At 74.2% G+C, this 19,929-nt stretch carries 18 protein-coding genes and 1 tRNA gene; 11 read left to right on the top strand and 8 right to left on the bottom strand.

Features of this window, described 5'->3' with window-relative positions:
• The first annotated feature begins 433 nt into the window (after nt 1-433).
• From ACL02R_RS28860 to serA, 4 genes are all read left to right on the top strand, one after another.
• A complete protein-coding gene (locus ACL02R_RS28860; RefSeq protein WP_412799911.1) occupies nt 434-2,284 on the top strand; it encodes an acetolactate synthase large subunit in 1,851 nt (616 codons plus the stop codon).
• A gap of 25 nt (nt 2,285-2,309) precedes the next feature.
• On the top strand, nt 2,310-2,834 hold the full coding sequence (gene ilvN / locus ACL02R_RS28855; protein ID WP_362964589.1) for an acetolactate synthase small subunit: 525 nt from the start codon (nt 2,310-2,312) through the stop codon (nt 2,832-2,834).
• A gap of 151 nt (nt 2,835-2,985) precedes the next feature.
• Nucleotides 2,986-3,984, top strand: coding sequence for a ketol-acid reductoisomerase (ilvC, locus tag ACL02R_RS28850; RefSeq protein ID WP_412799910.1), 999 nt, complete (start codon nt 2,986-2,988; stop codon nt 3,982-3,984).
• 208 nt (nt 3,985-4,192) lie between these two features.
• Entirely contained in the window at nt 4,193-5,782 is a 1,590-nt protein-coding gene (gene serA / locus ACL02R_RS28845; RefSeq protein WP_412799909.1) for a phosphoglycerate dehydrogenase, read from the top strand.
• A 69-nt stretch (nt 5,783-5,851) separates the two neighbouring features.
• Here the strand turns inward: serA and ACL02R_RS28840 are convergent, their stop codons facing one another.
• Entirely contained in the window at nt 5,852-6,886 is a 1,035-nt protein-coding gene (locus tag ACL02R_RS28840; RefSeq protein WP_412799908.1) for an NAD(P)-dependent alcohol dehydrogenase, read from the bottom strand.
• 119 nt (nt 6,887-7,005) lie between these two features.
• Nucleotides 7,006-8,016, bottom strand: coding sequence for a glycoside hydrolase family 6 protein (locus ACL02R_RS28835; RefSeq protein WP_412799907.1), 1,011 nt, complete (start codon nt 8,014-8,016; stop codon nt 7,006-7,008).
• A 229-nt stretch (nt 8,017-8,245) separates the two neighbouring features.
• Between ACL02R_RS28835 and ACL02R_RS28830 the strand changes: the two genes are divergently transcribed.
• Nucleotides 8,246-8,319 (top strand) — tRNA-Met (locus tag ACL02R_RS28830).
• Nucleotides 8,320-9,172: 853 nt separating this feature from the next.
• On the opposite strand, the gene ACL02R_RS28825 is transcribed toward ACL02R_RS28830, so the two are convergent.
• The 4 genes from ACL02R_RS28825 to ACL02R_RS28810 all read right to left on the bottom strand — a co-directional run bounded on the left by ACL02R_RS28825 (nt 9,173) and on the right by ACL02R_RS28810 (nt 11,188).
• Nucleotides 9,173-9,409 carry an HAD family hydrolase gene (locus ACL02R_RS28825; RefSeq protein ID WP_412799906.1) on the bottom strand — a complete coding sequence of 79 codons (237 nt, stop codon included), beginning with the start codon at nt 9,407-9,409 and terminating at the stop codon, nt 9,173-9,175.
• Entirely contained in the window at nt 9,406-9,582 is a 177-nt protein-coding gene (locus tag ACL02R_RS28820; protein ID WP_412799905.1) for a hypothetical protein, read from the bottom strand. Before ACL02R_RS28820 ends, ACL02R_RS28825 begins: the two co-directional genes overlap by 4 nt.
• A gap of 110 nt (nt 9,583-9,692) precedes the next feature.
• Nucleotides 9,693-10,265: a hypothetical protein gene (locus ACL02R_RS28815; RefSeq protein ID WP_412799904.1), complete on the bottom strand. Its 573-nt coding sequence runs from the start codon at nt 10,263-10,265 to the stop codon at nt 9,693-9,695.
• 35 nt (nt 10,266-10,300) lie between these two features.
• Nucleotides 10,301-11,188 carry a LysR family transcriptional regulator gene (locus ACL02R_RS28810; RefSeq protein ID WP_412799903.1) on the bottom strand — a complete coding sequence of 296 codons (888 nt, stop codon included), beginning with the start codon at nt 11,186-11,188 and terminating at the stop codon, nt 10,301-10,303.
• Between the two features lie 102 nt (nt 11,189-11,290).
• On the opposite strand from ACL02R_RS28810, the gene ACL02R_RS28805 reads away from it, so the two are divergent.
• Complete coding sequence (locus ACL02R_RS28805) at nt 11,291-11,656, top strand: YybH family protein (protein WP_412799902.1); 366 nt, start codon at nt 11,291-11,293, stop codon at nt 11,654-11,656.
• Between the two features lie 35 nt (nt 11,657-11,691).
• Nucleotides 11,692-13,191 (top strand): MFS transporter, encoded by a 1,500-nt coding sequence (locus tag ACL02R_RS28800; RefSeq protein WP_412799901.1) that lies wholly within the window; start codon nt 11,692-11,694, stop codon nt 13,189-13,191.
• Between the two features lie 557 nt (nt 13,192-13,748).
• On the opposite strand, the gene ACL02R_RS28795 is transcribed toward ACL02R_RS28800, so the two are convergent.
• Together ACL02R_RS28795 and ACL02R_RS28790 are read right to left on the bottom strand one after the other, a co-directional pair.
• Complete coding sequence (locus ACL02R_RS28795; RefSeq protein ID WP_412799900.1) at nt 13,749-14,138, bottom strand: hypothetical protein; 390 nt, start codon at nt 14,136-14,138, stop codon at nt 13,749-13,751.
• The gene (locus ACL02R_RS28790) at nt 14,135-15,256 is read right to left on the bottom strand and encodes a PucR family transcriptional regulator (protein WP_412799899.1); all 1,122 of its coding nucleotides are present in this window, start codon (nt 15,254-15,256) and stop codon (nt 14,135-14,137) included. The genes ACL02R_RS28795 and ACL02R_RS28790 overlap by 4 nt, the downstream gene beginning before the upstream one ends.
• A gap of 479 nt (nt 15,257-15,735) precedes the next feature.
• On the opposite strand from ACL02R_RS28790, the gene ACL02R_RS28785 reads away from it, so the two are divergent.
• The 4 genes from ACL02R_RS28785 (at nt 15,736) to ACL02R_RS28770 (ending at nt 19,875) form a co-directional block, all read left to right on the top strand.
• A complete protein-coding gene (locus ACL02R_RS28785; RefSeq protein ID WP_412799898.1) occupies nt 15,736-16,662 on the top strand; it encodes a proline dehydrogenase family protein in 927 nt (308 codons plus the stop codon).
• Nucleotides 16,663-16,713: 51 nt separating this feature from the next.
• Entirely contained in the window at nt 16,714-18,345 is a 1,632-nt protein-coding gene (gene pruA / locus ACL02R_RS28780; protein ID WP_412799897.1) for an L-glutamate gamma-semialdehyde dehydrogenase, read from the top strand.
• A gap of 199 nt (nt 18,346-18,544) precedes the next feature.
• A complete protein-coding gene (locus ACL02R_RS28775) occupies nt 18,545-18,709 on the top strand; it encodes a hypothetical protein (RefSeq protein ID WP_362968521.1) in 165 nt (54 codons plus the stop codon).
• Nucleotides 18,710-18,831: 122 nt separating this feature from the next.
• The gene (locus tag ACL02R_RS28770; RefSeq protein WP_362968519.1) at nt 18,832-19,875 is read left to right on the top strand and encodes a 3-isopropylmalate dehydrogenase; all 1,044 of its coding nucleotides are present in this window, start codon (nt 18,832-18,834) and stop codon (nt 19,873-19,875) included.
• The last annotated feature ends 54 nt before the right edge of the window (nt 19,876-19,929 follow it).

The raw sequence follows: 19,929 nt of genomic DNA, 5'->3' as shown, positions 1-19,929 counted from the left end.
GCCGTGTCGTGCGGATCTTGCCTGGCCCGCGCCGCCGGTCACCGCACCTCGCCGCGTCACCGCATCCCCGGGTACACCCGGTACGCCTGGCGATCCGGTGCCTTGCGACGCACGGCGTCCGACGACGCGGGCTGATCCGCCAGAATCCGAACGACACGACCCAGTAAGCCCACATAGTGAGACGTCCTTCACGGCCGCTTGACATGCGACGGCACGGGGGAGCAGTGTCAGTGCCATGCACTCCCGAATTCTCGTACTTGGACGGCGCGTCCGCTGATCCCGGGACAACCTCCCGGAAGCCCAGCGACGCGCTCCCCCTCGCATGCCTTGCGGCACGAGGGGTTTTTTGTTGCACAGGACCGGCCGGCCGGCGAGATCCCGGTCACCGCCCACCCCCGCGTCACCACCCTCATTCCCCGAGAAGAGATCGCCGATGACCGAGCAGGCCACCGGGGCACCGAAGCCGCAGCCGCGGGCCCCCCGAGGCGGAGCACAGCAGCCCGCCGCCGCCACCGAGACCATGACGGGCGCCCAGTCCCTCATCCGTTCCCTCGAAGCGGTCGGCGCCGACACCGTATTCGGCATCCCCGGCGGCGCGATCCTCCCCGCCTACGACCCGCTGATGGACTCCACGGCCGTCCGCCACATCCTCGTGCGGCACGAGCAGGGCGCGGGCCACGCCGCCACCGGCTACGCCCAGGCCACCGGCCGCGTCGGCGTCTGCATGGCCACCTCGGGCCCCGGTGCCACCAACCTCGTCACCCCGATCGCCGACGCCCACATGGACTCGGTCCCGCTGGTCGCCATCACCGGGCAGGTCGCCACCGCCACCATCGGCACCGACGCGTTCCAGGAAGCCGACATCTGCGGCATCACCATGCCCGTCACCAAGCACAACTTCCTGGTCACCGACCCCGCGGAGATCCCGCGGACCATCGCCGAGGCGTTCCACATCGCCTCCACAGGCCGCCCCGGGCCCGTCCTGGTGGACATCGCCAAGGACGCGCTCCAGACCACCACCACGTTCACCTGGCCCCCGACCACGGACCTGCCCGGCTACCGCCCGGTCAGCCGCCCGCACGCCAAGCAGATCCGCGAGGCCGCCCGGCTGGTCGCCGAGGCGCGCCGCCCGGTGCTGTACGTCGGCGGCGGCGTGGTCAAGGCGGGCGCGGCCGCCGAGCTGCTGGACCTCGCCGAGCTGACCGGCATCCCGGTCACCACCACGCTGATGGCGCTCGGCTCCTTCCCCGACAGCCACCGCCAGCACCTCGGCATGCCCGGCATGCACGGCTCGGTCGCCGCCGTCACCGCCCTCCAGAAGGCGGACCTGATCCTCGCCATCGGCGCGCGCTTCGACGACCGCGTCACCGGCCGCATCGACTCCTTCGCACCGCACGCCAAGATCGTGCACGCGGACATCGACCCGGCCGAGATCGGCAAGAACCGCATCGCGGACGTGCCCATCGTCGGCGACGCCAAGGACGTCCTGACGGACCTCGCCGCCGCGCTGCGCGCAGACGAGCACGCCGACAGCCGCGGCCCCGACGCCCTGTCCCGCTACGCCGCCTGGTGGCAGCAGCTCGACGCCTGGCGCGACGCCTACCCGCTGGGCTACGACCTGCCGGACAACGGGTCGCTCTCCCCGCAGCAGGTCATCGAGCGCATCGGACAGCTCGCCCCGCAGGACACGATCTTCACCGCGGGCGTCGGCCAGCACCAGATGTGGGCCGCGCACTACCTGCCCTTCGAACGCCCGGGAACCTGGCTGAACTCCGGCGGCCTCGGCACGATGGGCTACGCCGTCCCCGCCGCACTCGGCGCCAAGGCGGGCCGCCCCGACACCCCGGTGTGGGCCATCGACGGCGACGGCTGCTTCCAGATGACCAACCAGGAGCTGACCACCGCCGCCCTGAACAACATCCCGATCAAGGTCGCGGTCATCAACAACGGCGCCCTCGGCATGGTCAGGCAGTGGCAGACGCTGTTCTACAACCAGCGCTACTCCAACACCGTGCTCCACGACGGTTCGGCCGCCGGCACCCGGGTCCCCGACTTCGTGAAGCTGGCCGAGGCCATGGGCTGCGTCGGCCTGCGCTGCGAGGACCCCGCCGACCTCGACGCCGTGATCGAGAAGGCCAACTCCATCAACGACCGCCCGGTCGTCGTGGACTTCATCGTGCACGAGGACGCCATGGTCTGGCCGATGGTCGCCGCCGGCACCTCGAACGACGAGGTCATGGCCGCCCGGGGCGTGCGCCCCGACTTCGGCGACAGCGACGACTGACCCACCGACGAGGTAGCGAACCGACATGCCCAAGCACACCCTGTCCGTCCTGGTCGAGAACAAGCCGGGGGTCCTGTCCAGGATCACCGCTCTGTTCTCCCGGCGCGGCTTCAACATCGACTCCCTCGCCGTCGGCACCACCGAACACCCCGAGGTCTCGCGCATCACGATCGTGGTCGGCGCGGACGACCTCCCCCTCGAACAGGTCACCAAGCAGCTCAACAAGCTGGTCAACGTCCTGAAGATCGTCGAACTCGACCCGGGCGCGGCCGTCCACCGCGAGCTCGTCCTGGTCAAGGTCCGCGCCGACAACGACACGCGGTCCCAGATCGTCGAGATCGTCCAGCTGTTCCGCGCCAAGACCGTGGACGTCGCGCCCGAGGCCGTGACCATCGAGGCCACCGGCAGCAGCGACAAGCTGGAGGCCATGCTCAGGATGCTGGAACCCTTCGGCATCAAGGAGCTGGTCCAGTCCGGCGCCATCGCCATCGGCCGCGGCGCGCGGTCCATCACCGACCGGTCGCTGCGCGCGCTCGACCGATCCGCATAGCGAGACCGGCACGGGCCGCCCGCCGCCACGGCATACGGTGGTACCGGCGGCCCACCACCGCGCGGCACCCTGCCCCGCCGCCCACGCCCGCCCGTGCGGGCCGGGCCGGGGCACGGAAGACATGTGAAAGACATAGAGGAGAAGACTGAAAGTGGCCGAGCTGTTCTACGACGACGACGCCGACCTGTCCATCATCCAGGGCCGGAAGGTCGCGGTCCTCGGCTACGGCAGCCAGGGCCACGCGCACGCGCTGTCGCTCCGTGACTCGGGCGTCGACGTCCGCGTCGGCCTGCACGAGGGCTCGAAGTCCCGCGCCAAGGCCGAGGAGCAGGGCCTGCGCGTGACGACCCCGGCCGAGGCCGCCGCCGAGGCGGACGTGATCATGATCCTGGTCCCGGACCCCATCCAGGGCAAGGTGTACGAGGAGTCCGTCCGCGACAACCTCAAGGAGGGCGACGCGATCTTCTTCGGCCACGGCTTCAACATCCGCTTCGGCTTCATCAAGCCCCCGGCGGGTGTGGACGTGTGCATGGTCGCCCCCAAGGGCCCCGGCCACCTCGTGCGCCGCCAGTACGAGGAGGGCCGCGGCGTGCCGTGCATCGCGGCCGTGGAGCAGGACGCCACCGGCGCCGCGTTCCCCCTCGCCCTGTCGTACGCCAAGGCCATCGGCGGCACCCGCGCCGGCGTCATCAAGACGACCTTCACCGAGGAGACCGAGACCGACCTCTTCGGCGAGCAGGCCGTGCTCTGCGGCGGCACCTCCGCCCTGGTCAAGGCCGGTTTCGAGACGCTGGTCGAGGCCGGCTACCAGCCGGAGATCGCGTACTTCGAGTGCCTCCACGAGCTGAAGCTGATCGTGGACCTCATGTACGAGGGCGGCCTGGAGAAGATGCGCTGGTCCATCTCCGAGACCGCCGAGTGGGGCGACTACGTGTCGGGCCCGCGCGTCATCACCGAGCAGACCAAGGCCGAGATGAAGCGCATCCTGGGCGACATCCAGGACGGCACCTTCGCCACCAACTGGATGGCCGAGTACAACGCGGGCCTGCCCAGGTACAACGAGTACAAGAAGGCCGACGCCGACCACCTGCTGGAGACCACCGGCAAGGAGCTGCGCAAGCTCATGAGCTGGGTGGACGACGAGGCCTGAGCCTCCCCGACCGCCCTCACGACCGCGGGAGTTCGCTCGATCGGGCGGCGGGTCCGGCACCGGCAGCCGGACCCGCCGCCGCGCCGATACACTTCACAGCACGAAGCGCGTCACAGGCTCACAGCGTCGTGCGTCTTCTCGTGGCTGCCTACCTCTCCCCGCCTCGGCCGTCGGGACGCGGCCATCCCCGAAGGATCTGTGAGACACCGTGAGCAAGCCCGTCGTACTCATCGCTGAAGAGCTCTCCCCCGCGACCGTCGACGCCCTCGGGCCCGACTTCGAGATCCGCCACTGCGACGGCGCCGACCGCGCCGAGCTGCTGGGCGCGATCGCCGGCGTGGACGCCATCCTGATCCGCAGCGCGACCAAGGTGGACGCCGAGGCGATCGCCGCCGCGCGCCGCCTCAAGGTGGTGGCGCGGGCCGGGGTCGGCCTGGACAACGTGGACGTCTCCGCCGCCACCAAGGCGGGCGTCATGGTCGTGAACGCGCCGACGTCGAACATCGTCACCGCCGCCGAGCTGGCCTGCGGCCTCCTGATCTCCACCGCCCGCAACATCCCGCAGGCCAACGCCGCGCTCAAGAACGGCGAGTGGAAGCGCAGCAAGTACACCGGTGTCGAGCTGGCCGAGAAGACCCTCGGCGTCGTCGGCCTCGGCCGCATCGGCGTCCTGGTGGCCCAGCGCATGGCCGCCTTCGGCATGGACATCGTCGCGTACGACCCGTACGTCCAGCCCGCGCGCGCCGCGCAGATGGGCGTCAAGCTGGTGAGCCTGGACGAGCTGCTCGCCGCCGCCGACTTCATCACCGTCCACCTGCCGAAGACCCCCGAGACCCTCGGTCTGATCGGCGACGAGGCGCTCCACAAGGTCAAGCCGTCCGTCCGCATCGTCAACGCGGCGCGCGGCGGCATCGTGGACGAGGCCGCGCTGCTGAGCGCCCTCAAGGAGGGCCGCGTCGCCGGCGCCGGCCTGGACGTCTACTCGTCCGAGCCCTGTACGGACTCGCCGCTCTTCGAGTTCGACCAGGTCGTCGGCACCCCGCACCTGGGCGCCTCCACCGGCGAGGCGCAGGAGAAGGCCGGCATCTCCGTCGCCAAGTCGGTCCGCCTCGCGCTCGCGGGCGAGCTGGTCCCCGACGCGGTGAACGTCCAGGGCGGCGTGATCGCCGAGGACGTACGCCCCGGCCTGCCGCTCGCCGAGAAGCTGGGCCGCATCTTCACCGCCCTCGCGGGCGAGGTCGCGCAGCGCCTCGACGTCGAGGTCAACGGCGAGATCACCCAGCACGACGTGAAGGTCCTGGAGCTGTCGGCGCTCAAGGGCGTCTTCGAGGACGTCGTCGCCGAGACGGTGTCGTACGTGAACGCGCCGCTGTTCGCGCAGGAGCGCGGCGTCGAGGTGCGGCTCACCACCAGCTCCGAGTCGCCCGACCACCGGAACCTGATCACCGTCCGCGGCACCCTGACCGACGGCGACGTCGTCTCGGTCTCCGGCACGCTGGCCGGGCCGAAGTTCCTCCAGAAGATCGTCGCCATCGGCCCGCACACGGTGGACCTCGCCGTCGCCGACCACATGGCGTTCTTCCGCTACACCGACCGCCCGGGTGTCGTCGGCACCCTCGGCCGCGTCCTCGGCGAGGCGGGCATCAACATCGCGGGGATGCAGGTCGCCCGTGCCGAGGAGGGCGGCGAGGCCCTGATCGCCCTCACCGTGGACGGCACCATCCCGGCCGGCGTCCTGACCGAGATCGCCGCCGAGATCGGCGCCACCTCGGCCCGCGGCGTGGACCTGACCGACTGACCCGGACCTCCGGCGCGCGTACGGACGGGGACGGCCCACCGGCCGCCCCCGTCCGTGTTCCCGCGCGTCCTACGGCACGATCACCGCGCGCCCGTTCACCTTGCCCTCGTGCAGCCGCTCGTACGCGGCGGGCGCCTCGTCCAGGCTGTACGTCTCCACGTGCACGTCGACCGCGCCCGCGCGCGCCAGCTCCAGCACCTCGTGCAACTCGCCCCTGCTGCCCCAGTACGGGCTGAAGACCGACACGTCGTACGGCAGCCGCCCGAAGCCGACCGGCAGCGCCCCGTCCGCCACGCCGACGATCGCCACGTCCGCCTCGACGCCCGTGACGGCGCCCGCGAGCGTCACGGTCGGCTGCACCCCGACGAAGTCGAACACCGCCTGCGCGCCGCGGCCGCCGGTCAGCTCCTTCACCCGGTCGGCCGCCTTGTCGTCGGAGACGAGGGTCTCGTGCGCGCCGACCTGCTTCGCCAGTTCGAGCTTCTGCTCGGCCACGTCGAGCGCGATCACCCGCGCCGGGGTCAGCGCCCGCAGCAGCTGGATCGCGACGTGCCCGAGCCCGCCCGCGCCGATCACCACCGCCGTGCTGCCGGGCACCAGCTTCGGCAGCGACCGTTTGACGGCGTGGTACGGGGTGAGGCCAGCGTCGGTCAGCGGGACGGTCTTCACCGGGTCGAGGCCGTCCAGCGGCAGCAGGAACCGCGCGTCGTCCACCAGCAGGTACTCGGCCATCGCGCCGGGCGCGCCGAGCCCCGGCGGGTTGATGTCCAGCTCGGCGGCGCGCAGGCAGTAGTTCTCCTTGCCCTGCATGCACAGTGCGCACCGGCCGCAGCCCTGCGGGCCGTAGACCGCGACGAGGTCGCCCTCCGCGATGCCGGTGACGCCGTCGCCGAGCGCCGCGACGGTGCCCGCGCCCTCGTGCCCCAGGGTCATGGGCAGCTGGAAGGGGAACGTGTCGGCGGGCCAGCTCATCACGGCGATGTCCGAGTGGCAGACCCCGGCGGCGGCCACCTTGAGCAGGACCTGCCCAGGGCCCGGCTCGGGATCGGGCACGGTGACGACCTCGGGCGGCTGACCGACCTCCCGGTACTGGACGGCCTTCATGGGCGTTCTCCTCTCGGACGGCCGGACGGCGCGCTCCCGCCAGCGTGGCGGAGGCGCGCCGTCAGGGCATCAGATCGGCACCCGGACGGGTGAACCGTGCGGGGCCGGCCGGGCGGGTGTCAGCCGCCCGCCAGCTCGTACGCCATGTCGGGCGAGAACCGTCCCGCCGGGCCGTCGCAGCCGTCCAGCTCGCCGGGCCGCTTGATCCACAGGAGGGCGTCGACGCGGTCGCTGCCGGTGGCGGCGGTCGGGTTCTGGCCGACGAGGCGTCCGTGCGGGTCGCACCAGGCGTCGCCGTCGGGCCCGTTGCCGTTGCGGCTGGTGTCGATCACGGCGCGGAGGTCCGGGTCGCCGAGCTGGGCGAGCACCTGTTCGGCGAAGGCGGTCTCGTTCTGCGTCGTGTGGTAGTTGGAGACGTTGGAGTAGATGCCGTCCGCGTGCTGGGTGACGCCTGCCTCGTTCAGGACGGCGGCGATGGTGCCCGGCGCGTGCCAGCCGGAGTGTCCTGCGTCGAAGTAGACGCGGGCCTGCGGGCTGGCGGCGTGGATGATGTCCGCCGCCGCGCCGAGCGACGCGAAGCGCTCGGCGCGCTCGGCCTGGCCGAGGCAGGTGGTGAGCGCGAGCGAGTCGGGCTCCAGGACGACGACGGAGGGGCCGTCGCCGAGCCCGGCGGCGAAGCGCTCGGTCCACTCCAGGTAGGCCGGGAAGTCCGGGGCGCCCCCGGCGGACGCGCCACCGCAGTCGCGGTTCGGGATCATGTAGGAGACGAGGACCGGCACCTGCCCGGCCTGCTCCGCCGCGCCGGTGATGGCGGACACGTCGGCGGTCACGCTGCCCGGCTCGTAGTTGGAGAACCACAGCGCCTGCGGCTGGGCGGCTATGCGGCTCTCGATGAGGGGGCGGCGGGGGTCGTCCGGGTTGGCGGCGACCCAGGCGTGGACCTGGTCGGGGTAGTTGAGGAAGACGGAGTCGTCGGGCAGGTCTGCGGCGGCGGGGGCGTCCTGGGCGGCGGGGGCGTCCTGGGCGGCGGTGGCCGGTACGGCGGGGGCGGCCAGGGCGGCGAACGCGGCACCGGCGGCGACCAGCAGGCGCAGCGGTGTGGGGGTGAGTGCGGCTCGTGGGGAGAGCAAGGATCGTTCCTTCCGGGACGGCGCAACGGTCTGGGTGGGGGTTGGAAGCGCTCCCATGGGCTGTCGAACATAGCGGCCCGTCCCGGTGCCGTAAACCTCCCCGGCACCTGTTGCGAGGTCAACAAGCTTGCTGTGAGGCTGAGTTGACGGCTGATCCGGCCGCCGGGGCGGGGTGCGGGGGAGCCCCGTTTGGTCTGGCACGCACGGTGGCGTAGAGTTCATCTCACGACGCGGGGTGGAGCAGCTCGGTAGCTCGCTGGGCTCATAACCCAGAGGTCGCAGGTTCAAATCCTGTCCCCGCTACGCGAAGGTCAAGGCCCGGCAATCCGCCGGGCCTTGACTGTTTTTCCACCCGCCGCCGCCACCCACCCCGAACGGCTCGCGGATCTGTCGCCCGACGTCCTGCTCGCCGAGCTGGAGCCGCCACGCGCGGGTGCTGCGCGGCCTGGGCGACGCGTTCCCGCCGGTTCCGGCCGGGCCCGGCCCTCGGTTCCCCTGCCGCGCCGGCACGCTGCACGCCGTCAGGCACGGCGACCTGGATCGGCCCGGCTCGTCGCGCCCGACAGGATCTCCACGGTCAGCCGGATGCCGCGCGGCAGCGGCCCGTACCGTCCTGTAGCACTCCTCACGCGCCGGGGCCGACAGCCGGCGCGCGAACGCCACCGCACGCTCCCTGTCTCCGCTCAGCGGCGCGCACCTGGGAACGTACGCCCTGAGCCACCCCGTGCCGTCCGGCGCGGTGCCGCAGGCGATCCACGGGTCCTCCGCGCGCCGGCCGGGGTGGTGCGCGCCGCGTCACGCGAGGCGGAGCGACGCGTTCCGTCGCGGACGTGCTCGCCCCGGACGACAACCGTCGCGAGCCGTGGGGCGTCGTCGCGCGGCAGGACGGCGGGGGCCCGCCGCCGAGTCCGGTGGCACGCCGGGGATCGACGTGTCAGCGCCCGGCGGGCGGACCGTGCCGGCTGGGGCGGGCGCGGCGGGCGGCCTCGCGGGCCTGCTCGCCGCGGTGTGGGAAGCCGCCGCCACGAGCGCGCATGACACGTTCACCCGGAACGGGATGTCCGTGGGTGAGGCGTTCCGGGAGCGGCGTCACACGTACGTCGTCGCAGTGCAGCAGGCCCGGCCCACGCGCGGCGGGATCGCCGGGGGCGTCTCCTCAGGACTGGTGCGACGGCGCCGCCCGCCCGAGGAGCGGTGGCAGCGCGGTCAGGCTCGCCACCTCGTACGCGGGGCGTGGCCCCTCGGGGGCGGCGCGGCCGGTGCGGTTGACCCACGCGGCGGGGATGCCCACGGCTGCGGCGCCCGCGACATCGCTGCGGAACGAGTCGCCCACGTGCAGGACTTCCCCGGCTGCGCGGCCGAGCAGCCGCAGGGCCTCGGGCGGTGGCGTCATGTCCTGGCGTCTTCCCTGCCGGGCGCCTGCCACCGCTGCCCGGCGCACAGTGCGGCCGTCCACAGCGGTGTGGCGGCGGGCGCGGTGCGGTCGGCCGGCGCGCCCGCCGCCCAGGTGCCGAGGGGCTGGCCCACCGGGAAGAGCACGGTGAAGGTGCCGCCGACCAGCAGCACCGGGCGATCGGTGAGGCGAGGGGCGAGACCGGCGAGGCGCCACGGTGGTCGCGGGCCACCATGGGGACGACACGGGGCCCGGACCACCGGGCGGACGAAGGCGGCGGCCCTCACCCTGCTGCGTGCCGCCCGGGTATGCCGCGCACCGCCAGGCTGTGCCGCAACGGGCCGAGAGCCGCGCCGTGGGCCCGGAGGTGGGCGAGCGGCGGCCGGTGGCGGTCCGGCCGGTCGCGCAGGAACCCGGTGGTCAGCCGCAGTTCCAGGCGTACGCGGTCGGGGCGCGGACCGTCACGGTCCACGGTGACGTGGTGCCGCCACGGGCCGGGCCCCTGGTTCTCCCACCCGTCCTCGGCGCAGTCCCGCTCCATGGTGCTGACGCCGAACCCGATCCCGTCCACGGTGCAGCAGGCGTAGTACTGCCGCGACACCGCTATCCCTCGCGGCGGTGACACGCACGGCAGGTGCCCCAGCGCTTCGGCTGCCGCGTCGATGTCCCGGCGCCTGGCGAAGAGCACGTCCACGTCGCCCACCGGCAGGTCCACGCCCTGCACGCTCGCCGCCGCCGTGCCCACGAGCCGGTACCGCAGCCCGGGGACGGCCTGCCGTATCAGGGCGAAGCCCGTGCGCAGCGCCGCCGTCGGCTCCCGCCGGTCGCGCGGCGGCCGGGTCCCGTTCTCCTCCATGCCCGACAGCATGCCGGACGGGTCTGACAACGGCCTCAGACCGCCCCCGGCGGCGCGAACGCCGCCCTGGCGTGCGCGATCACCTCACGTACGGCCGGGCTGTCCCCGTCCCGCCAGACGAAGGCCAGCAGCGCGGGCGTCCTGGCGTCCTCGACAGGACGGGCCACGAGCCGGTCGCGGTACCGCCCGGCCATCGACTCGCTGAGGATGCCCACCCCGAGGCCCCGCGCGGCGAGGTCGGCGATGGCGTCCGCGGCCCCGGCCTCCAGGGCGATCGAGGGCCGCAGCCCCCGTGCGGCGCAGTCACGGTCGAACACCGTGCGCAGTCCCGTGCCCGGCGGCATGCACACGAGCGGGTGCGCCACCACGTCGTCCAGCGTGACCCGTTCCGCGGCCGCCAGCGGATGCCCGGCCGGGACGGCGACGACGAGGCACTCCTCGATCACCGTGAACACGCCGAGCCCCTCCGGCGCCCCCGCCGTCCCGACGAGCGCCACGTCCACCCCGCCGCCCCGCACCGCCTCGACGAGCCGGTCCGAGCTGTCCTCCAGCAGCTGTATCTCCACGCCGGGCCACGCCCGGTGGAACGCGGCGAGCGCGTCGAACAGCGGCGTCATGGTGCAACCGCTCACCATTCCGATCGTGAGCCTCCCCCTGAGCAGGCCGTTCACCTCGTCCACCGCCTGCCCGACCGCCCCGGCGGCGGCCAGCGCGGCGCGTGCGTGCCCCAGCGCGGCGCGGCCCGCGGCGGTCAGCGTGGCGGCGCGCGCCGAGCGGTCGAACAGGTCGGCGCCCAGGGCGCGTTCGAGCTGCCGGATCTGGGCGCTGACCCCCGGCTGGCTGATGTGCACGCGCTCCGCAGCTCGCGTGAAGCTCCGCTCCTCGGCCACCGCGACGAAGTACTCCAGCTGTCTCAGATCCATAAGCGCTGATTCTAGTACGCAGCAGAAACATTTGTTGGACTTCTGTACAGCGGGTGATCAGGATGGAGAGCACGCACCGGAGAGCGATCAGAGGAGGAAGCCATGCCGGAGTACGAGAAGGCCATGCGCCCCGAGGACATCACCCGCCTGTTCGTCGAGCGGTCCAACGCCGGTGACGCCGACGGCGTCGCGGAGCTGTACGAGGAGGACGCCGTCCTCGCCTTCCCGCCCGGGAGGACGACCGTCGGCCGGGCCGCGATCCGCGAGCTGTGGGCGCGCTTCCTGGCCGGCCGCCCCCACTTCGAGCCCGAGGAACCGCTGCCCACCCTGGTCTCCGGCGACCTCGCCCTCACCTCCACCCCGCCGAAGGACGGCAGCGGCGCCCGCGCCCAGGTCGTCAGGCGCCAGCCGGACGGCAGCTGGCTGCGCGTCCTCGACCAGCCCGAATTCGCACCCCCGGCCCGCTGAGGCGGCGCCGCCCGCGAGAGAACACAGGTACCCCGATGCGCAAGTGGCTGCCGCTGCTGACCGTCTGCCTCGGCACGTTCATGCTGCTGATCGACGTCACCATCGTGAACGTCGCCCTGCCCGACATGGTGACCGACCTCGGCACGTCGTTCGCCGCACTCCAGTGGGTCGTCAACATCTACGCCCTCGCGCTGGCCGCCCTGGTCCTCGGCGCGGGCGCGCTCGCCGACCTCGCCGGCCACCGCCGCGTCGCCGTCGCGGGCCTCACCGTCTTCGCCGTCTCGTCGCTGTGCTGCGGCCTCGCGCCCACGACGGGCGTGCTGATCGCCGCCCGCGCGGCGCAGGGCGTCGGGGCCGCGGCGATGTTCGCCACGACGTTCGCCCTGATCAACCGCTCCTACACCGGCCCCGACCGGGGGACGGCGTACGGCATCTGGGGCGCCGTGGCGGGCGCCTCGGCCGCCGTCGGCCCGCTGCTCGGCGGGCTGCTCACCGGCGGCGCGTCCTGGCGGTGGATCTTCCTCGTCAACCTGCCGGTCAGCGTCGCGGCCGTCGCCCTGTGCCTGACGCGGCTCCCGGACGACCGGCCGTCCACGCGCGGCCGGGTCGACGTGGGCGGCACCGTCGCGTTCACCGCCGCCGCGGCCTGCGCCACGTACGCGCTCGTCCGGGCGAACGAGGACGGCTGGTCCTCTTCCGCCGTGGCCTGGCCGCTGGGCGCGGCGGTGGCGCTGACGGCGGTGTTCGTCCTGGTGGAGAGGCGTACGCCGCACGCGATGTTCGACCTGGCGCTGCTGCGCGAGCGGGCGTTCACGGGCGTGCTGCTCGCGGGCTTCCTGATGACGGTCGCGGCGTTCGCCGCCTTCACCTACACGTCCGTCTGGCTCCAGTCGGTGCGGGGCCTCAGCCCGCTGGAAACGGGGTTCACCGGACTGCCGATGTCCGTCACGTCGTTCGGCGTCTCGGCCCTGCTGGGGCGTCGGCTGCACGCGGGGCGGCCTGACCGCGTCATCGGCGCGGGACTGCTGCTGGTGGGCGCGGGCGGTCTGGTGACGGCGCTGTTCCTGCGGGGCGACGCCGGATGGACCGCGCTGATACCCGGCTTCGCGCTCGTCGGCGTGGGCGTGGGGATGGTGACCCCCGTCCTGGGCGCGGCGGCCACCGCGCTCGTGCCCGCCGAGCGCGGCGGGATGGCGGCCGGCGCGGTCAACACGGCGCGGCAGCTCGGCTTCGCCTTCGGCATCGCGGCGCTCGGCAGCGTCTTCGCCGCCCGCGCGCGGGCGGCGTTCGAAGGGCGGGGCGTGCCGGACGCCGACGCGGCGGCGCACGCCGTCGCCGGGGGACAGGCGCCGGGCCTGCCGACGGCGGTCCCGTCCGGCGCGGTGCACGCGGCGGCGGTGTCCGGCGTGCAGGCCACGTACGTGGTGTCGGGAGCGGCCGGCGTCCTGGCGGGCCTGCTCGTCCTGGCCCTGATGCGCCCCCACCGCAGCCCCGCCACGGGCCCCGCACCGGTGCCGGAGCCCGCCACACGATGACCGGCGACGGGCCCGGACGTCAGCCTGACCGGCTCGCTCCGGCCGTCCCCGCGCCCCGGGCGCCGACGTGCCGCGGCCGTGACAGGCCGGCCCGTCGCCTGGCGCCTGCCACGAGACGACGGACACCGGGCCGTTCCCCGCGCGCTGACCGCTCGAAGCCGAACTGACGGGCCGGGAGCCGGGCGTGGGCGTGAAACGGCGCGTCAGGCCCGGAGGCCGGCGCCCCGAGCGACGTCGCGCCGCGGCCGTGATGGACGGAACCGTCGCGTGATGCCGTGCCTGCTCCACGCGCCGGGCCGCTGGGTGACGAGGGCCGTGACCATGGGCTGTTCGCGTATGGCGCGCGTGACAGCGCCGACCGCCTCACGAGGGACCGCGCCGCCGGGACATCGCGGGACGGGCAGCCTGGCTCGGTCACGACGGACGGAGCGTGCGCCCCGCGCTCCCCGGGCGCGTGCGAGCGCAAGGTGTCGGATCGCAGCTCGTGCCCGGACGCGGCGACCGGCGGAATCCTCCCGTGTGGTGCCGTGGGCGGGAACGGTCGCTCAGCGTGGGTGTCAGGCGTCGAGCCAGGTCCGGAGGTCCTCGCCCAGGACGACGTCGTGCCGCAGCCCGGCCAGGTCCGCTCCGTCCGCCGCCACACCTCGCCCGCGCAGGGTGGCGGCCAGCGCGTTCCAGTGGTCCGCCGCCATCCGCTCCCTCGTCCAGCCGTCGTACGGCTCGTCGGGCCCCACCACCGTCCGCGCGTCCCGCTCGATCTCCCCGGGCGACACCTGACCGCGAAGCCCAGGACCGCCCGACACACCCCAGCCGCGGTCGTCGAGCAGCACCACCGAGCCGCCGTCCGCCAGTTCGGCCTCCAGCCGCGCCGACACCGAAAGCCGCCGGTCGTCCGTGGCCGCCCCGTCCAGCTCCCCGTACGTGACCAGGCGCGCCACCGCGTTCACAGGCCGGCTCCTTCCCCGCCGGGCAGGCGGGCCGTCTTGAGGGACATGTGCAGCAGCAGCCGGTCCTCGCCGTCCGCCAGGTCGAGTCCGGTCAGCTGTTCGATGCGGGAGATGCGGTAGTACAGCGTCTGCCGGTGGATGCCGAGGGCGGCGGCCGTACGCGCCGCCTGCCCCGCGTGGTCGAGGAACGTCTCGGCGGTCCTGGCGAGTTCGCGGTGCGCCGGGTCGAGCAGCGCCGCCACGGCCGGGTCGGGCGCCGCGTCGGGCAGCGCGGTGAGCAGCCGGTACGGGCCGAGGGCCGCCCAGTCCGCGACACCGCCGAACCGTTCCTCCGCCGCTGCCGCACGCGCGGCGGCCAGCGACTCGCGCCACGCCCCCGCCAGGTCCGCGACGTCGCGCCGCGCCCCGCCCACCCCCGCCGCGCCGCCGTACTGGCCACGCAGCCGCGCCGCGACCGCGCGGGCACCACCGGGCCTGACCAGCACGGCCAGCGTCCCGTGGGCCGAGCCCCGCGCCATCGGCGACACGGCGAGCGCGCCCGGCAGCCCCGCCGGGGTGTCCCGCTCCCCGGGCCACGGCGCCAGCGCGACCAGGGTCAGCGGCCCCTCCGCCGCCGCCCCGAGCGCGGCGGCCAGCTCGCGGCTGCGCCCGGCGGGGGAGAGGGCCGCCCGCAGCAGCTCGCCGAGGCGCGCTCCGGCGCGCGCCTCCGCCGCGAGCCGCGTGCCGATGCGGTCCGCGACGTCCGACGCGCCGACGAGCCGGGGGTCGTCCAGCGCGGTCGCGCCGTCGTCGAGCAGCCAGATGTACCCGTACACGACGCCGCTGTGCCGCACCGGCAGGCACAGCCGCCCGGTCCGCACGCCCGCGCCCGGGTCGGGCGGGATGCGCACGGGGCCCTCGGCGCGCGTGATGCCGAAGCCCTCGAAGTACGCCCGTACGGCCGCCGTCGAGCGGCGGCTGAGGATCGACCGCGTCCGCACCGGGTCCATCACGCGGTCGTCGGCGCTGTCGTGCGCGCCGTACGCGATCAGCCCGAAGTCGCGGCCCTCCAGCGTCGCGGGCGTGCCGAGCAGCGCGCACGCCTCGTCGATGAGTTCCTGGTACTCCGTGCCGGTCACTCGTCCGTCACCTCCCTGTCCCGTCCGTCCTAGCGCGCGGCGCCCCTCCCGTACAGGGGGCACGGCCGCCGCGGTCCCGCGCGCCGTCAGGCGGGGGGCGTCGCCCGAGCGTGCGGGAGCGCACCGCGTCCACGGTCCTGCCGGTCGTCGAGGGCGGCTGCGACGGCGAGGAGACCGTCACCCGGGCCGTGCGCGGCGCCGGCGCCGTGATCGCGCCATGGCGGCCACGGCCACGCGCCGCCCGCCGTTCGCGAACACGGGCTAAGGCGGCCGGGAAATCCCGCCGCCCGCGCCCCGGCCACGGCGCCGTGGCGAAGCCGCAGGTCAGGGCCGGTGCGGGCCGGGGGAGTGGCGTGCGTCATACATCTGTCCGACATCCGGGGGCAGGCGGCAGGACAGATGTCGATGGCCGGGAGCCCCGCGGCTTCCTACCGTCGTGGCACATCCCCCGTCCACCGCCCCGCCCCCCGGAGGTGCCCATGCTGGGACCGGTTCTGCTCGCGGCGTCACGCAGCCGGAACGTCCGGCGGCTCGTCTCCTCCGCGCCCGTGACCCGCCCCGTGGTGGACCGCTTCGTCCCCGGCGAGCGGCTGGACGAGGCGGTCGCCACGGCGGACGCGCTGACCGCGCGCGGCCTCGCCGTCACGTTCGACCACCTCGGCGAGGACGTCACCGACCGCGCCGAGGCCCTGCGCGCCCGCGACGCGTACCTCGCGCTCGCCGCCCGGCTGAAGGAGGCGGGCCACGGCCCCGCCGTCGAGATGTCGGTGAAGCTGTCCGCCTTCGGCCAGGGCCTCCCGGGCGGCCACGACCTGGCGTGCGGGCACGCACTCGCCGTCGCCGAGGCCGCCGACGACGCCGGGACGACCGTCACCCTCGACGCCGAGGACCACACCACCACCGACTCCACGCTCGCCGTCCTCGCCGCGCTGCGCGAACGGTTCCCCCGCACCGGCGCCGTCGTCCAGTCCTACCTGCACCGCACCGAGGACGACTGCCGCGCCCTCGCCGCCACCGGCGCCCGCGTCCGCCTCGTCAAGGGCGCCTACCGCGAGCCGCCGTCCGTCGCCCTCCAGCGGCGGCACGACGTGGACCTCTCCTACGTCCGCTGCCTGCGCCTCCTGATGGAGGGCGGCGCGTACGCCATGGCCGGGACGCACGACCCGCGCCTCGTCGCCGTCGCCGCGGCCGTCGCCAAGCGCGCCGGGCTCCCGCAGGACGGGTACGAGTTCCAGATGCTCTACGGGATACGCCCCGACGAGCAGGCCCGCCTCGCCGCCGGGGGCCACCGGGTGCGCGTCTACGTCCCGTACGGCACCGACTGGTACGGCTACTTCATGCGCCGCCTGGCCGAACGCCCCGCCAACCTCGGCTTCTTCCTGCGCTCCCTCGCCTCCCGGGGCTGACACCCCGCCCGCCGCACCCGACACGACCACCCGAAGGAGAGTTGCGTGGCCATGGACGCCGTGACCCAGGTCCCCGCCCCGGTGAACGAGCCGGTGCACACGTACGCCCCCGGCTCGCCGGAGCGCGCCCGCCTCGAAGCGAAGCTCAAGGAGCTGGCGGACAACCCCGTCGACCTCCCCATGACGATCGGCGGCGAGCGCCGCATGGGCGGCGGCGCCCGCGTGGACGTCGTCCAGCCCCACCGGCACGCCGCGCGCCTCGGCACCTTCGCCGAGGCAACGGCGCAGGACGCGCGCGACGCGATCGACGCCGCGCTGGCGGCGGCCCCCGCCTGGCGCGCCCTGCCGTTCGACGAGCGCGCCGCCGTCTTCCTGCGGGCGGCCGAGCTGCTGTCCGGGCCCTGGCGGGAGACGATCGCCGCGTCCACGATGCTCGGCCAGTCGAAGACGGCGCAGCAGGCGGAGATCGACGCGCCGTGCGAGCTGATCGACTTCTGGCGCTTCAACGTGCACTTCGCCCGCGAGCTGCTGGCCGAGCAGCCGCCGGTGCAGCCCAAGGGCGTCTGGAACCGCATGGACTTCCGGCCCCTGGAGGGCTTCGTCTACGCGATCACGCCGTTCAACTTCACCGCCATCGCCGGGAACCTGCCGACCGCCCCCGCCCTGATGGGGAACGTCGTGGTGTGGAAGCCGTCGCCCACGCAGACGCACTCCGCCGTCCTCCTGATGCGGCTGCTGGAGGAGGCGGGCCTGCCGCCCGGCGTGGTCAACCTGGTGACGGGCGACGGGCGGGCCGTCTCCGAGGCGGCGCTGCCGCACCCCGAGCTGGCGGGCATCCACTTCACGGGCTCGACGGCGACGTTCCGGCGGCTGTGGCAGGGCGTCGGCGAGCACATCGAGCGCTACCGGAACTATCCGCGGATCGTCGGCGAGACGGGCGGCAAGGACTTCATCCTCGCCCACCCCACCGCCGACCCGGCCGCGCTGACGACGGCGATCGTCCGCGGCGCGTTCGAGTACCAGGGGCAGAAGTGCTCCGCGGCCTCCCGCGCGTACGTCCCCCGCTCGCTGTGGGACGGCGGGCTGCGGGACGCGCTGGCCGCGGAGACCGACGCCCTCTCCATGGGCGACCCCACCGACCTGTCGCACTTCCTCGGGGCGCTCATCGACGAGCGCGCCTTCGCCAAGGTCGCCGCCGCCGTCGAGCGCGCGAAGGGCGACCCGGCCTGCGAGATCGTGGCGGGCGGCGAATGCGACGACTCGGTGGGCTGGTTCGTCCGGCCGACGGTGATCGCCTGCTCCGACCCGGAGAACGAGGTCTTCCGCACCGAATACTTCGGGCCGATCATCGCCGTGCACGTGTACGAGGACGACACCTTCGACGCCGTTCTCGACCAGATGGAGTCCGTGTCGGGCCACGCGCTGACCGGCGCCGTCTTCGCGCGTGACCGGTCCGTGGTCGCGGACGCGTCGGAGCGGCTGCGCTTCGCGGCGGGCAACTTCTACGTCAACGACCGGCCGACCGGTTCGGTGGTCGGCCAGCAGCCCTTCGGCGGCGCGCGCCTGTCCGGCACCAACGACAAGGCGGGCTCGAAGTTCAACCTGCTGCGCTGGGCCTCGCCGCGCGCGATCAAGGAGACGCTGGTCCCGCCGACCGACCACCGCTACCCGCACATGGGCTGATCCTGCCTGGGGCACGACGGCCCGGGGGCCCGGCGGATGGCCGGAAAACCCTCCGGGCCGTCTCAGATAGTAGGACGCTCACGTATTTGGCGAGACATGACGTCGCAGCACCGCTATTTTTGTGGAGGTTGCACTCAGGGCACTGTCGCCCCAGCCGCCCCAGCCCTCACAAGGACCCCCATCCGGGAGCTGATCCGTCATGCTGCACGCCACCAGAAGCAGGCGAGCCTCCGACACGGGCACCGCGCTCGGCCGCGCCCGCGCCGACGCCCGCGCCGCCCGCGAGGCCAGCCGGCGCCAGGCCGCCGACGCACTCCAGCGCGCCCTCGACCGCCGGGACAACGGCGGCGTCACCGACCTCTGACCGCGCGCCCCACCGCGTACGGCGGCCCGCCCGCCGTACGCGGGACCCCCTGCGCGCTCGCACCCATGTCCGGATCGTGGACCGGCTGTGTCGATCGGTGGGACGGGGCGTAGGGTCGCCCCATGGCTCGCAGTATCGATCTCGCGGTGATCCCCGGTGACGGCATCGGCCCCGAGGTGGTGGCCGAGGGACTGAAGGTCCTCGCCGCCGTCCTCCCCCCGGACGCCAAGCTGGAGACCACCACGTACGACCTCGGCGCCCGCCGCTGGCACGCCACCGGTGAGACGCTCCCCGACGAGGAGCTGGAGCGCCTGAAGGCGCACGACGCGATCCTCCTCGGCGCCGTCGGCGACCCGTCGGTCCCCTCCGGCGTACTGGAGCGCGGGCTGCTGCTGAAGCTGCGCTTCGCCTTCGACCACTACGTGAACCTGCGCCCCGGCAAGCTGTTCCCCAACGTCGCGTCGCCCCTCGCGGGCCGCCCGGACATCGACTTCGTCGTCGTCCGCGAGGGGACCGAGGGCCCGTACGTCGGCAACGGCGGCTCGATGCGCACCGGCACCCCCGCCGAGGTCGCCACCGAGGTGAGCATCAACACCGCGTACGGCGTCGAGCGCGTGGTCCGCGACGCCTTCGAACGCGCCGCCGCCCGCCCGGCCCGCAAGCTGACGCTCGTCCACAAGAACAACGTCCTGGTGCACGCCGGCCACCTCTGGCAGCGCACCGTCGAGCGCGTCGGCCGCGAGTACCCCCAGGTCGCCACGGACTACCTGCACGTGGACGCCGCGACCATCTTCATGGTCACGCAGCCCGAGCGCTTCGACGTCATCGTCACCGACAACCTCTTCGGCGACATCCTCACCGACCTCGCCGCCGCCGTCACCGGCGGCATCGGCCTCGCCGCCTCGGGCAACATCAACCCGTCCGGCAGCTTCCCGTCGATGTTCGAGCCGGTCCACGGCTCCGCGCCCGACATCGCCGGCACCGGCAAGGCCGACCCCACCGCCACCGTCCTGTCCGTCGCCCTCCTCCTGCGCCACCTCGGCCACGAGGCGGAGGCCACCCGCGTCGAGGACGCCGTCACGGCCGACCTCGCCGCGCGCGACGGCGCCACCCCGCGTTCCACGCAGGCCATCGGCGACGCGCTGACGGAGCGGGTATCCGGCTGACCCTCCCGGGTCACGCGTCCCGGGCCCCCCCCCCCCCCCCCCCGCGGGCGTAAA

The sequence above is a fragment of the Streptomyces sp. MS19 genome (assembly GCF_047200595.1).
GTDB lineage: Bacteria > Actinomycetota > Actinomycetes > Streptomycetales > Streptomycetaceae > Streptomyces.
Note: the sequence above shows the minus strand (reverse complement) of the source record. Positions and strands in the feature narration are given on the sequence as shown.

Coding starts and splice junctions, on each gene's coding strand:
- ACL02R_RS28860 (WP_412799911.1), top strand. CDS start 434: ATGACCGAGCAGGCCACCGGGGCACCGAAGCCGCAGCCGCGGGCCCCC.
- ilvN (WP_362964589.1), top strand. CDS start 2,310: ATGCCCAAGCACACCCTGTCCGTCCTGGTCGAGAACAAGCCGGGGGTC.
- ACL02R_RS28840 (WP_412799908.1), bottom strand. CDS start 6,886: ATGAAGGCCGTCCAGTACCGGGAGGTCGGTCAGCCGCCCGAGGTCGTC.
- ACL02R_RS28825 (WP_412799906.1), bottom strand. CDS start 9,409: ATGACGCCACCGCCCGAGGCCCTGCGGCTGCTCGGCCGCGCAGCCGGG.
- ACL02R_RS28815 (WP_412799904.1), bottom strand. CDS start 10,265: ATGGAGGAGAACGGGACCCGGCCGCCGCGCGACCGGCGGGAGCCGACG.
- ACL02R_RS28810 (WP_412799903.1), bottom strand. CDS start 11,188: ATGGATCTGAGACAGCTGGAGTACTTCGTCGCGGTGGCCGAGGAGCGG.
- ACL02R_RS28805 (WP_412799902.1), top strand. CDS start 11,291: ATGCCGGAGTACGAGAAGGCCATGCGCCCCGAGGACATCACCCGCCTG.
- ACL02R_RS28800 (WP_412799901.1), top strand. CDS start 11,692: ATGCGCAAGTGGCTGCCGCTGCTGACCGTCTGCCTCGGCACGTTCATG.
- ACL02R_RS28785 (WP_412799898.1), top strand. CDS start 15,736: ATGCTGGGACCGGTTCTGCTCGCGGCGTCACGCAGCCGGAACGTCCGG.
- pruA (WP_412799897.1), top strand. CDS start 16,714: ATGGACGCCGTGACCCAGGTCCCCGCCCCGGTGAACGAGCCGGTGCAC.
- ACL02R_RS28775 (WP_362968521.1), top strand. CDS start 18,545: ATGCTGCACGCCACCAGAAGCAGGCGAGCCTCCGACACGGGCACCGCG.
- ACL02R_RS28770 (WP_362968519.1), top strand. CDS start 18,832: ATGGCTCGCAGTATCGATCTCGCGGTGATCCCCGGTGACGGCATCGGC.